The sequence below is a fragment of the Streptomyces sp. NPDC051662 genome (genome assembly GCF_040681655.1).
Classification (GTDB): Bacteria; Actinomycetota; Actinomycetes; order Streptomycetales; family Streptomycetaceae; genus Streptomyces.
Window position 1 is genome coordinate 14,574 of sequence record NZ_JBFAZD010000054.1, and the last position, 13,177, is coordinate 27,750.

The 13,177-nt window shown below is 69.8% G+C and carries 13 protein-coding genes; 6 read left to right on the top strand and 7 right to left on the bottom strand.

All coding sequences use genetic code 11. The features are described 5' to 3' along the window. Positions 1 to 58: 58 nt before the first annotated feature. From AB0M67_RS41140 to AB0M67_RS41160, 5 genes are read right to left on the bottom strand one after another with little or no spacing between them, the layout of a single operon-like run. On the bottom strand, positions 59 to 2,221 hold the full coding sequence (locus AB0M67_RS41140; protein ID WP_365753290.1) for an FtsK/SpoIIIE domain-containing protein: 2,163 nt from the start codon (positions 2,219 to 2,221) through the stop codon (positions 59 to 61). Beyond that, positions 2,221 to 2,994 carry a hypothetical protein gene (locus tag AB0M67_RS41145; protein WP_365753291.1) on the bottom strand — a complete coding sequence of 258 codons (774 nt, stop codon included), beginning with the start codon at positions 2,992 to 2,994 and terminating at the stop codon, positions 2,221 to 2,223. The genes AB0M67_RS41140 and AB0M67_RS41145 overlap by 1 nt, the downstream gene beginning before the upstream one ends. Then, positions 2,991 to 3,269: a hypothetical protein gene (locus AB0M67_RS41150; RefSeq protein ID WP_365753292.1), complete on the bottom strand. Its 279-nt coding sequence runs from the start codon at positions 3,267 to 3,269 to the stop codon at positions 2,991 to 2,993. Before AB0M67_RS41150 ends, AB0M67_RS41145 begins: the two co-directional genes overlap by 4 nt. Beyond that, a complete protein-coding gene (locus AB0M67_RS41155) occupies positions 3,269 to 3,598 on the bottom strand; it encodes a hypothetical protein (RefSeq protein WP_365753293.1) in 330 nt (109 codons plus the stop codon). Before AB0M67_RS41155 ends, AB0M67_RS41150 begins: the two co-directional genes overlap by 1 nt. After that, the gene (locus AB0M67_RS41160; protein ID WP_365753308.1) at positions 3,595 to 4,053 is read right to left on the bottom strand and encodes a sigma factor; all 459 of its coding nucleotides are present in this window, start codon (positions 4,051 to 4,053) and stop codon (positions 3,595 to 3,597) included. Before AB0M67_RS41160 ends, AB0M67_RS41155 begins: the two co-directional genes overlap by 4 nt. Positions 4,054 to 4,292: 239 nt before the next feature. Between AB0M67_RS41160 and AB0M67_RS41165 the strand changes: the two genes are divergently transcribed. The 4 genes from AB0M67_RS41165 to AB0M67_RS41180 all read left to right on the top strand — a co-directional run bounded on the left by AB0M67_RS41165 (position 4,293) and on the right by AB0M67_RS41180 (position 9,001). Beyond that, entirely contained in the window at positions 4,293 to 5,180 is an 888-nt protein-coding gene (locus tag AB0M67_RS41165; protein ID WP_365753295.1) for a GntR family transcriptional regulator, read from the top strand. Positions 5,181 to 5,448: 268 nt separating this feature from the next. Beyond that, the gene (locus tag AB0M67_RS41170) at positions 5,449 to 6,360 is read left to right on the top strand and encodes a hypothetical protein (RefSeq protein WP_365753296.1); all 912 of its coding nucleotides are present in this window, start codon (positions 5,449 to 5,451) and stop codon (positions 6,358 to 6,360) included. Between the two features lie 81 nt (positions 6,361 to 6,441). Beyond that, entirely contained in the window at positions 6,442 to 7,821 is a 1,380-nt protein-coding gene (locus AB0M67_RS41175; protein WP_365753297.1) for a DnaB-like helicase C-terminal domain-containing protein, read from the top strand. Positions 7,822 to 8,056: 235 nt separating this feature from the next. Next, positions 8,057 to 9,001 (top strand): hypothetical protein, encoded by a 945-nt coding sequence (locus tag AB0M67_RS41180; protein WP_365753299.1) that lies wholly within the window; start codon positions 8,057 to 8,059, stop codon positions 8,999 to 9,001. 109 nt (positions 9,002 to 9,110) lie between these two features. On the opposite strand, the gene AB0M67_RS41185 is transcribed toward AB0M67_RS41180, so the two are convergent. Further along, complete coding sequence (locus AB0M67_RS41185) at positions 9,111 to 9,314, bottom strand: hypothetical protein (protein WP_365753301.1); 204 nt, start codon at positions 9,312 to 9,314, stop codon at positions 9,111 to 9,113. 591 nt (positions 9,315 to 9,905) lie between these two features. On the opposite strand from AB0M67_RS41185, the gene AB0M67_RS41190 reads away from it, so the two are divergent. After that, positions 9,906 to 11,498, top strand: a complete 1,593-nt coding sequence (locus tag AB0M67_RS41190) for a helix-turn-helix transcriptional regulator (RefSeq protein ID WP_365753303.1) — start codon at positions 9,906 to 9,908, stop codon at positions 11,496 to 11,498. Positions 11,499 to 11,558: 60 nt separating this feature from the next. After that, positions 11,559 to 12,095 carry a hypothetical protein gene (locus AB0M67_RS41195; protein ID WP_365753304.1) on the top strand — a complete coding sequence of 179 codons (537 nt, stop codon included), beginning with the start codon at positions 11,559 to 11,561 and terminating at the stop codon, positions 12,093 to 12,095. Between the two features lie 121 nt (positions 12,096 to 12,216). On the opposite strand, the gene AB0M67_RS41200 is transcribed toward AB0M67_RS41195, so the two are convergent. Next, on the bottom strand, positions 12,217 to 13,080 hold the full coding sequence (locus AB0M67_RS41200; RefSeq protein ID WP_365753306.1) for a hypothetical protein: 864 nt from the start codon (positions 13,078 to 13,080) through the stop codon (positions 12,217 to 12,219). Between the last annotated feature and the right edge of the window lie 97 nt (positions 13,081 to 13,177).

A 13,177-nucleotide genomic window follows, 5' to 3' on the forward strand; every position in this document is an offset into this window, starting at 1 on the left:
CCTGACTGTCGGAAGTCAGGCCCGGCCGTGACTGTCACGCCGTCACGGATTGTGACGGCTAGGCGGGCTGGAGCGGGGAGTGGAGGATCGAGTACGACCCGTGCCCGTCGCGCGTAATGAGCCCCGCCTCGACCAGGCGCTTCAACTCGCCCTGCATCCACGGGCGCTTGCGCTGCGCCGCGACCGTGGCCGGGATCAGGTCGGCGGGCTCGAATTCCAGCCGCCCCGTACGCACCCACTCATCCATCTCCAGGTAGAGGATGTGGCGCGCCTCCTCGGTCGACACCGAGTCGTCCTCGGCCGGCCCGAACTCCATCTCGCCGTCCATCTCGCCGTCCGGGTCGACGTCCGGGTCGACGTCGTCCTCCAGGCGCAGCGAGGCGTAGGCGGCGTCCGGCTCGGGGTCGGCCGGGATCCCGCCCAGGATCTCCTCGCGCGCCTCCTCGTACTCGATCTGAGCGTCCTCCTCCTGGCTGCTGAGCATGTCGTCGTCCATCTCGTCGTATCCGGCGTCGGTGTCGGCGGGGGCGGAGTGGCCGCCTGCGGGGGCGGAGCCGGGCAGGGGTGCGACCGGAATCCCGGCCAGCTCGGGCGGAACGGCCCCGCCGACACCGACACCGACGCCGGGCGTCGTGCGGTTGGTGCCCTTGTGGGCGCGCTGCGCGTACGCCTGACCGAGCGCGGTGGCGGTGACCTCGTCGAGCGGATCGCGGACGAACGCGGCGGCGGCCACCAGGTCGGCCAGCACCGCGTGGTCGGTCAGGCCGGAGCGGACCTCCGTGGTCCAGCGCTCCTCCGGGATGCCCATGCCGGTCGCGATCGCGTAGCCGGGCCGGCGGGCGCCCCACGACGGGACGGCGCCCGTGTCGGTGACGAAGTCCGGGAGGGCGAACGACGCGTCCGACGCCTCGTTGACGCCGAAGCAGACCGCCGCCTGGAGGTTCGCGCGGATGTCCGTGCTGATGTTGGTCCAGGTGGCGCGCTGGAGGCTGATCCCGAGCCAGATTCCGACGGAGCGGGCCTTGGCCGCGATCTCGTTCAGCTCGTTGAAGTCGGCGAGGTCGGCCGCCTCCTCGATCCACACGAGCATCGCGTTGAGCGAGGACTCGGGGGTCCACTGGTCCAGGCCCTCATCGGCCAGGACGTTGGCGCGCGCCGTGATGGCGGCCGGGAGCGCCCGCAGCAGACGCTTCGCCGTCTTCTTGTCCTCGATGAGCCAGTCGATGCCGTCTGCGAGGCGGCCGACCGACTGCCGGCCCTTGGCCACGTCCACCAGGAAGATGGTCATCTTCCGGCGGGTGGCCAGGTGGACCACCAGGCCGCGCATGAACTCGCTCTTCCCCGCGCCGGTCACGCCCATCACCAGGACGTGCTGGAGGATCGCGGCGGCGAACGGGTTGAGCGCCCAGACCTCACCGTCGGCGTAGAAGCCGACCGGGATGTCCTCGGTCGGCAGGAGCCCGAGCGTGGTCGGCGCCGCGAAGGGGACGCCTCCCTTCAGCAGGTCGGCCACCCGCAGCGACAGGGTGCCCCTGGCCGCGTTGTCCGGATCCGGGGTGACGATGACACCGGCCGGCGGGACCTGGAGAGCGGCGGCGAGCTTCGCGGTGGTGCCCTGCACATCCGCGATCGTCCCGCCGGGCGCGACCTCGACCTCGGCCTTGATGGTGCCCTTGCCGGAGCCCTTCGCGTCCTTGACCTTGACCTTTTCCCAGCCGATCGCCGACGCGAGCGCGGCCAGGCCGCCGCCGTTGGTCTCCTCGACGTCGCCGGAGGCGCCGTTGCGCAGGATCTGCCGGAGGTTCCAGGACGTCGCGAAGAGCGCGCCCCCGAGCAGCCAGGTGTCCATCAGCGGGCTGCCGAAGGGGCCGGCGGCCGTGGCGCAGGTGAGCCAGCCCATCCCGGCTGCCACGGACGCGGTGGCCTGAGCCCGGCGGAATTTCCCGAACTTGGATGCGGCCGGGGTCGCCTTCCACGTCACCGCGGTGAGGCCCGCGCCGCCGACCGCCAGGGCCGCCGACGCCAGACCGGCCGACAGCGGGGCGTCACCCCACATGGCGTTTGTCGCGAAGCCAGCCAGCGGCGGGAGCGTCGCCGCGCCGATCCACGGAGCGGTGTACGGCAGCATCTTGCCGAGCAGGTATCCGCCGATGCCGCCCTTGCCGACCGGCACGATCTCCGACGACGTGTTCACCGGCGCCGGGTTGTTCTTGCGTCCCATCAGCCTTCTCCGATCGTGAACTCGCGGCGCTTCGGGGTCTTCTTGGCGCCGTCCTTGCGGCGCTTGGCCTCCCGCTCAGGCTCGACAAAGTGCCGGTTGAAAGAGGCCGCCATCTTCAGCGCGCCCACACCCAGCGCCTTCGCGGCCTCCGCGCTGACCTTCAGGTGGGCAGAGACGAGACGGGCCTTGATCTTCGAAGAGCCGCCGAAGAAGTACCACTTGCCCTTGTAGGTGGACAGGACGCCGTTCACTTCCTCCGCCGACATGCCGAGGATCAGGTGCAACTCCCGCCCGAGGTGATTGATCGCGCGGGCCAGCGCCACGATGTCCTTGTCGCCGCGCAGCTCGATCCTCTCGATCGCGTAGATCAGCCGGTCGCCCTGGTGCCGGTCGCTGTCACCGGTCCCGGCCGCCGCACCACCGCCGGCGCCGTTCCCGCCCCGCCCACCGCCACCGTTGCGGCCGTTGACATTCACGGTCAGCGGCGGGATGAACGACCCGGTGGCCGCGCCGACGAATCCGCCGGCCGCAGCACCGGCCGCAGCCGCCGTACGGGAACCGCGGCTCGGACCCGGAACCGTCGGAGGGTCCACCGGGCGCGGCGCCTCGGGGCCCCGCTGCCGGGTGGTCCGGGTGCTGTCCGCCCAGTCCCACTCGCCAGCCTGGCGCCGCTGCCGCCGGGCCTGATCCGCAGCGTCCTGGAGACCCTCCCGAAGATCCGCATTGGGGTCCTCGGTGCGCCACCCGGCGCGGATGTCTTCATTCCTGCTCACTGGTCGTCCTCCACGATCGTGGCGCCGCCGAACCACAGCGGCTGCCGAATCTGAATCAGCTCGATCTCGTCGCCGTCCGCGCAGGCCGTCTCCGCGCGCTCGATCAGCTCGTGCGCCGCCATGAACCGCGCCGTCGCCACCGCCGCATACAGGTCCGACGGACCCATCCGCGTCTGCGTCGCCAACCGCACCGCCAGCCGCCCCACCCGCGCCGCGTGCGCCACAGCGGACACCGCCCGGTCGACCACCAGCACCCGCATCTGCCCGTACGCCATCACCGACCACCCCCGAACAAATCCATCGGGAGCGCCGCCTGCGCCTCGTCCAGCGCCTGGCGGCGCAGCTCCGCCGCCAACTCGACGTTGCGGCGCTTCGCCCTGCGCCAGCACGGCACACACCACGGCCGCAGCGCCTCCACCGGAGCGGCGGCCGTCTCGTGCTCCGTCAGCGGCAGCGGGTACGGAGCCGCGAGCAGCTCCACCGGGTTCAAAAACCCCGCCCGGCACCTGAGGCCCGGGTGCTCGGCACCACACGCGCCCTCACACCGGCACTCCTCGCCATGGCGCCCCAGCACCACCGCCAGCACCGTCCCCGGGGCGCTCACGCCGCCGCCCCGATCCACGACACCAGCCGGTCAACCGCCGGCTCGTAGTCCTGGAAATCCATGGCCTGCTCACGCCGCACCCACGCCGACCGGTAGTGCGCCGCCACCCGGGACCGCGCCATCCGCGCCAGCAGACCCGCCGGCCGGACCACCGTGTTGCCGCGCAGCAGGTACTGCCACGCCTCCACCCACACGTCCTGCGCCAGGTCGTCCGCCAGGTGCTCGTCCCCGAAGCGGACGTTCCGCGCCACGACACGCCGGACCATCGGCGCGTACTCCCGGAACCACGAATCCAGCAGCTCACGCGCCGGACCATCCGAACGCCGCGCCGACAACCCGCGCGCCAGCCGCAACGCCTCCGGCTCCGGCCCCCGCTCGTTGTCCTCGCGCTCCTGGCGCTCAATCTCCTCCGCCAGCCCCGCCCGTAAGCGGCGACTGACCTGCTCTGACACCATCGTCACGTCGGATCCCTCTCTGCCCTCAACCTGTGGATTGGCCCGACAGCCCAACCGGGCGCTCAAACGCCCGGCGATCACATGCCTTGGTGCGAGCACCAAGGCACGGCGCGGCCCCTGGCTCCAACCGGGGGCCGCTCTGGCCTGCCGAGAGATAACGTATACGCTAGAGGTAGGCACAGGCAAGGGTTGGCGTATACGGTAAGTCCCCTTGGACTGATCAACGGAGGGACTGGGAGATGGCCGCTCGGTACGAGGAAATCGCTGGTGAGCTGCGAGAACGGATCACTTCGGGGGAGTACCCGCCGGGTACCCCTCTGCCTCTCATGCGGGACATTGCCGCTACGCACGACGTCAGCGACATCACCGTTCGCAAGGCAATCGGGATGCTGACACGCGAGGGACTGGTAGAGAGTCGGCGCCGGGCGGGAGTCTTCGTCAAGGCCCATCCGGATCGTGTACGCCTGATCGTCCGGCACCGCCGGATCGAGCGGGATGAGCTGGGCTACTACTCCGGCCCCGAAGTCCAGCACTGGCGTGCTCTTCCCCACCCGGACGGCGAGCAGACCCGCATCACCACCGCGCCCGTGCCCGCGGACGTCGCCGAACTCTTGGGCGTTGAGCCGTCCACGCTCCTCACGGTCAGGAAGCGGGTCATCGGGGACCCAAGCCGCGACGAACACCGCCAGCTCGCAGATTCCTGGCTACCCGCATGGGTAACGGAAGAGCTTCCCTCGCTGAGCGGAAACACCGGCGTCGGCGGAATGTACGACCGGCTAGAAAAGTGGGCAGACCGTCCGCTCTATTGGCGAGAAGAAGTATCCGCGCGAATGCCGTCACCGGAAGAAGCGGAAATTCTCCTGATGCCAAAAACGGGAGTCCCGCTATTGCGCGCAATTCGCGTAACATATTTCCAGGGAAAAGGTCGCAAACCTGAAAGAATCGCGGAAGTGCAAGACATCAGAATGTCGGCTGCGCTGTTCGCCGTGGGGTTTCCTGTGTCGCGTGGGGCTTCTGCAAAATGGCCAGTTCAGCCTGCAAGCAGCGATTACTACAAGGCGTCCGATGGTGAGCAGGGGCCCGCAGCCACCAACACGATCGGCACGCAGAACGGCGGGGGGCCCTGAAGGCTCGCTGGCTTGCCCGCGAGATTTGAGAACCTGCCCGCCGGGCGTTCCTTGCGCGACATGGAGCCGATCTGCGTAAGCATGGCCCGACAACGAAACAGGCCCCGCCAGAAGGCGGGGCCCGAACGAGCCGGTCCGGGGCTGCAACCCCGGGGGCCGGCCAAGCACCTGAGAAGGAGGTGCGCTCACTGATGAGCGTACGTGGAGTTCCCCGCACAGCACCACAGGGACAGGCCCTGACCAGCCAGGCCGGGGCGGGGGCGGCCCGGTGAGCGGGAAGACGGGCGGTTTCAGCGGCCGGATCGAGCGGGGGCCGATGGCGGCCGACGTCTTCCGGGAGAACTTCACCCAGGTCTACAACCTGGCGCTTCGAGACCGGCGGCTGTCGCGGCGGGCGCGGGGGCTGCTGGGGGAGATCCTGTCGCACCGCGACGGGTTCGGCGTCTCGATGGCGTCGCTGCTGGCCGGGGGGCCGGAGGGCAGGGACGCGCTGACCAGCGCCTTGAAGGAGCTGGAGCAGTACGGCTACCTGCACCGGGAGCGCGAGCGCAACGAGCTGGGTCAGCTCGGGGACACAGTCTTCAAGATCACGGACATGCCCAACGGGCTGCTGATCGGCGTCGAAGCCCCCTGGGAGACGCCCTCCGAGCAAAAGCCCAGGTCAGAACCTAAGTCGGAAAATCCGCGCCAGGCAGGCCAGACGCAAAAGCCCAGGTCAGAACCTAAGTCGGATTTCCCTGCGCAGGCTGAGCCTGCGCAGGCTCAGCCGACGCATAAGAAGAACACTTCCTCCTGCGGAGCAGAAGAAGATCTCTCTCCCGCCCGTCGCAGGCGTGACGGCTCGGACCGAGAGAGAGAGGCGGCTGCGCCGGAACCGGAGGGGGCTGATGTGGTGGTCGACGCGTACGAGGCGGCGGCGGGCCGCAAGCTGCTGAACGGAACCAGGGGAGCGCTGCGGGCACAGGCGGTGGAGCTGCTGGCTGCGGGACGTCCGGTGGAGTGGCTGGCGGCGCGTGCGGCGGAGATGCCGGGCAATGGCTGGGTGGACCTGGTGATGCACTGCGAGCGGTCGCGGGCGCCGATCCCGGGGCAGGCCGGGCCCGGCCGTGAGCGGTGTCCGGATCATCCGGCCCGCTACCGGAAGGGCTGCATGGACTGCGCGATGGCCGTGCCGGTCTGACAAAGCCGGTGCGGGCCGCTCCCATGCCGGGGAGCGGCCCGCGAATTCCCCCGCTCGCCTGAACCGAACAGGAGACCTCCAGTGTCCACCAGCATTCCCGCCCAGCACCGCGATGTCCCCGGCGGTGACTCGGGGCAGCCGGCCGGGTTCACCCGCGTGCCGCCGCAGGATCTCGACGCCGAGCAGTCGGTGATCGGGTCGCTGCTGCTCTCCGGGAGCCCGAGCAGCGCGGCGTACCAGTTCTTCGCCGAGATCCTCGAAACGGGCATCGTCGCGGGGGAGTACTACCGGCCGGCGCACGCGACGATTCACCGCGCGGTGTGCGACCTGCACGCGGCGCGTGAGCCCGTGGACCCGATCACCGTCGCCGACGAACTGACCCGGCGCGGCGAGCTGGCCCGTGTCGGTGGCGCCTCGTACCTGCACACCTGCGTGCAGGCGGTGCCCAGCGCCTCGAACGGCGCGTATTACGCCGGGATCGTGCGGGCCAAGGCGTACCGGCGCGCGGTCATCGAGTCGGCGCAGCGCATCGTGGAGTACGCCTACAGCGAGGCCGGCGACGAGGGCGAGGTCCGCGAGCTGGTCGAGCAGCAGCTCACCGAGATCGTCGCGGGGACCCCGGGCCTGCACGAGGCGCCGCCCGCGGTCGGTGACCTGTACCTCAACTTCGTCGCGGACCTGGAGGACATCCAGGACGGCCGGAAGGTCGGTCTGCCGTACGGGTTTGCGGACCTGGACGCGCTCACGTCGGGGATGCGGCCGGGCAACGTGACCGTGGTGGGGGCCGCGTCCGGCGTGGGGAAGTCCACGTTCGCGCTCAACGCCGCGGTGGCCGCCGCGAAGACGGGCGCCCCGGTGATGTTCAGTTCGCTGGAGATGAGCGGCACCGAGCTGATGCAGAAGATCGCCGCCGCTGAGGGGAAGATCGCGCTTCACCACCTGACGCATCAGGGGGGTCTCACTGCGGAGGGCTGGGAGACCGTCAGGCGTCTGGGGCCGGAGCTGTTCAGGGCGCTGCCGCTGCGGGTCTACCGGCCCGACGGCGCTTCACTGGGTGACATCGCGTCAGCGGCGCGGGCCTGCGCCCGTGACGGCGGGCTCGCGCTCCTGGTGGTCGACTACCTCCAGCTCGTGGAAGTCGAGCAGAACCGCAGCATCACCCGCGAGCAGGCCGTAGCGGCGGTGTCCCGGGGCCTGAAAAATCTGTCGGTGCAGCTCGACTGCCACGTCATCGCCCTGTCGCAGCTCAACGACGACGGCCTGATGCGCGAGTCGCGGGCGATCAAGAACGACGCGTCCATCGTGATCAAGATCGAGCGGCCGGACACGGACGAACCCGAGTCGCCGCGTGCCGGCGAGGTCGACCTCACGGTCGAAAAAAACAGGTTCGGGCCCACGGCCCGGGTGACCGTCGCCGCGCAGCTCCACTACTCGCGGTTCGTGGACATGGCCCACACCTGACAGACCGCCAGGAAGGCGGCTGTACGCCACCGTGAGCGCCGTTCGCGGCGTTGCCGCCCTCCCGGGTGATCCAGTCCGGGAATCGCGCTCACGGTGGCGTACAGCCGTTTCTGGAGGCGCTCCGCATGGTCGACCGCACCCGAGGGGCCGTCGGTGCCTGTTTCCGAACCTCTGGCGTCCCCCCAGAAAAGATGTCATAGTTGTTGTGACATGTTTTCTGTGAAGGGAGCATCCCATGCCCACGCCGCCTCTCGATGTCCCGGCCGAGGCCACCCGCGTCCGTATCCGCCAGCCCGCACCGCAGGGAGACCTCTTCTTCCTGAGTGCAGCCGATGTCGACGCCTATGCGCCTGACGTCGACCCCGCCCGGGGGCAGACGATCGAATCCGCCGCGGGTCCGCAGCTCCTCCACACCGACAGCCGGTTCGACGTGGGCGGGACGGACGTGTCGGTGTGGTCGGACGGACTGCTCGTCGGGGTGTCCACCCACGCTCCGCACAGCCTGCGCATGGACCAGGACTGGGAGTCGTCCGGCCGGCGGCCTCGACGCCTCGACGCCGTCGGGCCGCTCCTCGTCCGGATCCTGCGAGCGGAGAACCTCGCCGCCCTGGATCCGGACGACTGGTGGATGACCTGGCTGGACGCCCGCGACTGGACCGAGCAGCCCGGCACGCAGGTGGACCGGGTCGACCGGGCCCTTGCCGCGGACGTCTCGGCCTGGCGCACCCTCAGCACCATCCGGCACCGCATCACCCGCGCCGACGGCACCACGGCCGAACTGTTCGAAGCACGCTCGCAGACGTCCTGCCGGGACGCCGACCCCTTCCGCGCCGAAACGCGGGCCGGACACGGTATGCCCCTGGTCAGCCGGCGCAGCTTCCACGCCACCGAGGCGCTCGCGCTGGAGGTACTGGAGATGTGGCGTGCGGAGCAGGCGGGACACCCGCCCCTGGTCACCCGCGCGGAGGCCGCCGCTCTGTGCGACACCACCCCACAGGCGCTCGCTCAGGCCCTCAGCCGGGCGGCCCGCACCCCCCGTACGCCGGGCACTGTGCCCCATCCGAAGCCGCTGGCGACGCTCAGCGGCGGGCACTGGCTCGACCCCCGCCGCTGCGTCCTGTGGTGGGAATCCCGTCCGGGCCACGGGCCGGGACGCGGCCACAAGACCCCCGTCTCCTGATGTCCCGTCTCATTTGATCTTGCCTATGGGCGAGGCCGTGACCAGGGGCGATGCAAGAGCCGGTGAGACGGGACACTTGTCGGGCCTGCCATTTCAGGGTTCGGAACGCTCAGTTCGGCTCGGCGACGTCCTGGTCCTGGTGGCCGGTCCCGAGGACGCGGCGCGGTGGGGCGCCGGCGGTCGGGTGCGGTTCGGGTGTCAGTTCGGCGTCGGCGGCGCGGTCGGCCACGGTCCGCCCGGGGATCCGCGGTGACCGGTCGGCGGGGGCGGGTCGGGGTCCGGTGCCGAGCATGCGTCGTGGAGCGGTGGTCATGCACGGACCGTAGCGGCCGTAGCGAGGCCGGGCCGCAGGCGCCGCGTCGAGTCCGGGGCGCCAACTCCTGCGTGATCTCCTGCGGCATCTCTTGCGCGAGTCCTCGCACGCGCTCCGGGTTCCCGCAGGCCACCACGCCCGTGGGGGTGTCTCCGCCGGGTAGTTCAGGCCCCACCAAAACGGTGAGAAGTGGCTCCGCCAGGCGTTCGACCGCCGGGTCGGCCGGTGGTCCGCGCACAAGCGCAGCCAGCGAGAAGAGGCCGTCAGGGGCCCGGGTGATCGGTCGTCCGCCCGTTCGAGGGGTGGGGCCAGAACTTTCCGTTCCCCCGGGGCCGACGAACCCCGTTCAAGACATGGGGGCGTGGTCGGGGGGTCTGGCATCCCCCTCAGAGCACCCCACGACCGCCCTGGCCCGGAAGAAGAGGCAGGGAAGGCGCGGGCGGGAGGTGCGGAGCGCCTCCTCGCACGCGTCGGCTCTGCCGCCGCGCTGCGTCGGCTGGGTGTGCGGGCCGGGCCTGTCGGTGGCCTGATATGCAGCAACATCTAGCATCCCCTATGCAAAATCGGCATAGGGGATGCTAGAATGGCATCATGTCTATGAGTACAGAAGAGACGCTGAGGCTCACGATCGAGGCGCTGAGGATGCGGTGCGGCGAGCGCCAGAGTGATCTGGCGGCCGGCATCGGGCAGGCGCAGACGCAGGTGTCCCGCAAGCAGAGCGGGCGGGCGCACTGGTCGCTGGATGACGTGGATCTGCTCGCCGCGCACTACCAGCTGCCCGTGCTCGACCTGCTCGCCGGGCCCACACACGCCGCTGAGCGCCTGTCTGCCGGGCGGCGGCAGGCCGGAGGGCCCCAGACCCTCATCCCCGTCCTCGCGGTCACCACGGCGCAGGCAGCGCCCGTTCCGCCCCCACCCCCTGCTGCTGCGGTACCCGCGCCCGGAGCGGCCATCCGAACGAGTGAGCCTGCCCCCGCCCCCGCCCCTGTTCCGCTCGCGCCGGACCGGAGCCCGGACGGGCGCCTCGTCCAGGAGGAGCAGCAGCCGTGCGTGCTGTGCGGCGAGCCCGCTACCGCGCGGGCGGGCGGACGGCCCCAACACCCCATGGGATGGTGCGTCGCCCCTCCCGGACCGGAGCCCGCTCCCGCACCCTCCGGCGACGACCTGGCCGCCGGCGGAGCCTCGCCGCAGACCGCGCCGCCGCCCCGCACGCCCCGCCGCGCACCCGGGCCCGCCGCCGGATCGCTCGCAGAGATGATCAGCGACCGTGTATCGACCGCGCTCCGGGAAAGCGGCGGCGATATCGACGCCGCCGGACAAGCGCTGATCAAAAAAGCGATCCCGGACGTGATGGAGCTGTTCAGGATTTCCCGCGTAGGGGGCCGGTACGAGCACTCCGATTTCCCGCCCACCGAGGAGATCCTCAAAAAGAAGTCACAGAAGGGCCCGGACATGATCTGGGAGGGCCGCCCGAAGTGGCGCAACGCGCCCCTGGCGAAAGCGGCGCGGGCCGGTGAAACCGAACTGACCGTGTTCCGGCTGGACATGAACGCCGCTTACCTGGCCGCCATGAAAACCCACCTCCCCATCGGAAAACTCGTCCAGGACACGACCGGCGAGCACAACAGGAAAAGGGCCGGAGTCCACCTGATCACCCCGGGCGAATGGGAACACGAGGACCTCCCCAACCCGCTCGGCGCCCGCAAGGAGCCCGGAAACCTCTGGGTCACCGAGGCCACGCTGCGGCTGCTGCTGCGCTGCGCCCACCTCGACCTGTGTGCCACACCGCTCATCCGGGAGTCATGGACGTCCGGCAGCACCGAAGGACTGCTCGAAAAGCTCCGGCGCGCCCTGGCGGACGTACGGAAAGAAGCCATTGAGAATGGTAATGAACTGGCCGAACTGTACGTGAAATCCATGTATTCTAAGTTCGTGTCCACGATCGGAGAATCCAGCAGCAATCGCGACATGCGGCGGCCAGACTGGATGCACATCATCCGCTCACAGGCATTCGCGAATCTGTGGCTGAAAGCAGACAAAGCGCGCGCGGCCGGTCTCACCGTCGTGGAAATGTCAGGCACCGACGAACTGCATGTCGCCGGAGACTGGCGGGCTGTTTTCCCTGAGGGCCGCAACCTGAATCAGGTCAAGGAAAAGAACGTCTACACGCTGGGAGGAAAGTAAATGGGATCACCGGGCCTGTGGGCACGCTGGGGGGAGTGGAGGAAATACAATGCGGCCGGAATGACCGGGGCTGAGGCCCTGTCACGGGAAATCGCGCGCATTGTGCACGAATCCGGAATCAAATCTCCGGTCACCTCAAAGCGCGGCTTCAACGCCCGCCTGCGCTATCTCGACTCCACCGCCGGACGTGCCGCACTGCGCGCCCAGGGCGTCACCCCCCGGACCCTGAGGTCATGGGCCACGGGAAAAGCGAGCCCATCACGTGCGAGCCGGGAAAAGGTCGATAACGCGTACTGGGACCGCCGCCGCGAAAACCTGCTCGACTCCGGTCAGCTGAAAAAGCTCCTCAACAACGACGGGCGCGGGCGCCGGATGGAGATCTACCCGGTTGATCAGTCCACCGTCGATGAGAAGCGAAAGCGCCCCACACTTCAGCAACGGTCCATCCAGGGACGGTATTTCTGGGACGACCTGGTGGACGCGTGGGAAGCCAAAGACGATTCGCTGATGGACGAGATCTGGGAAGACATCATCAACGATCTCGACTCCGACTACGCCGCCTACGCGTACGTGTCATCCGTGGGCATCGGAGTCTGACCACCACTGCCCGGGATAACCGAGTACACGACGGCGGGGCCGCCCTCATCCGAACTGAGGGCGACCCCGCCGTCGTCCATTATCCCTCAGACCAGTTGCGCGCGAGCAGCTGCTGCTGGGGTCAGTTCGTCCCAGGGGCCCACCAGGCGGGAGCCGGATCGACAGCGGCCGGGACGGGCACGGCGTGAGCGATGTGGAGGGACCGTCCGAGGCCGGGGCCGGATAGCTCGGTCCAGCCGGCGCCGCGCTGCGCAGGGCCGAAGGCCACGCGGTGCAGCCACACCTCGACGTACGCACGCCACCGCGTGTCGTATGCCCACAGGTGGACGTCGTGTCCCCGGAGGCTGGTCGTGGGCAGGGGCAGCAACGCGTCCAGGTCCAGGCGGACCTCGAACCGCTCGCCGCGGTCGCCAGGCTCGGGCCGGTAGAGCGCCCATCCGTGCACCGACAGATCCAGGGTGCGGCCGGGCACCTGACGGCCGTCCTCGTCCAGGGCGAGGAACTGGCAGGCGGTGAAGACGAAACCCTCGATGGGATCGCTGCTCTTACCGCCGGCAGGGCTCTGCTGCCGGTCCTCGTGGGAGGACGAGGCGTGGCGGCCCTGGTAGATGATCCGGCCGTCCCGGATGACCGTGAGGCGATCTGCGCCGGCCTCCATCCACGGCGTCTCGAACGGGTCGCCGCCGTGGAGTTCGGGCGGACCGGCGAACCACCCCGCCATGCCCGCGTCCGCCTCGGGCGCGGTGTGGCCGACCTGGCACAGCACGCGCCCCTGCTCGGCGTCCTCGAACACCTCATACGTCTCGGTCCAGCGCGGAGCGTGCCCGGTGGCCTCCATCGTGACCACGAGCAGGTCACCGGCCCTCGACGGGTACCACGGTGCCTCGGTCAGGGCGCGATGCCCGTCCATAAGGGCGCTGACCTCCCCGCCGATGTCCCTCCGGCGCTTTGCGTCTGCGGCCTGGCTGAGCGGCGATTCAGGCATTACTTTCTCCCTGCTTGATATTTGCGGCGACGTTTATAACACGGCTTTTCTGATTTCCCTCGACTACAGGTTTCCACAATCGGCGGATGGTGATTTC

Bases quoted from the DNA above. Each gene is read 5' to 3' on its own strand.
- AB0M67_RS41140 (WP_365753290.1), bottom strand. From the start codon at position 2,221: ATGGGACGCAAGAACAACCCGGCGCCGGTGAACACGTCGTCGGAGATC.
- AB0M67_RS41150 (WP_365753292.1), bottom strand. From the start codon at position 3,269: ATGGCGTACGGGCAGATGCGGGTGCTGGTGGTCGACCGGGCGGTGTCC.
- AB0M67_RS41160 (WP_365753308.1), bottom strand. From the start codon at position 4,053: ATGGTGTCAGAGCAGGTCAGTCGCCGCTTACGGGCGGGGCTGGCGGAG.
- AB0M67_RS41165 (WP_365753295.1), top strand. From the start codon at position 4,293: ATGGCCGCTCGGTACGAGGAAATCGCTGGTGAGCTGCGAGAACGGATC.
- AB0M67_RS41180 (WP_365753299.1), top strand. From the start codon at position 8,057: ATGCCCACGCCGCCTCTCGATGTCCCGGCCGAGGCCACCCGCGTCCGT.
- AB0M67_RS41185 (WP_365753301.1), bottom strand. From the start codon at position 9,314: ATGACCACCGCTCCACGACGCATGCTCGGCACCGGACCCCGACCCGCC.
- AB0M67_RS41190 (WP_365753303.1), top strand. From the start codon at position 9,906: ATGTCTATGAGTACAGAAGAGACGCTGAGGCTCACGATCGAGGCGCTG.
- AB0M67_RS41195 (WP_365753304.1), top strand. From the start codon at position 11,559: ATGACCGGGGCTGAGGCCCTGTCACGGGAAATCGCGCGCATTGTGCAC.
- AB0M67_RS41200 (WP_365753306.1), bottom strand. From the start codon at position 13,080: ATGCCTGAATCGCCGCTCAGCCAGGCCGCAGACGCAAAGCGCCGGAGG.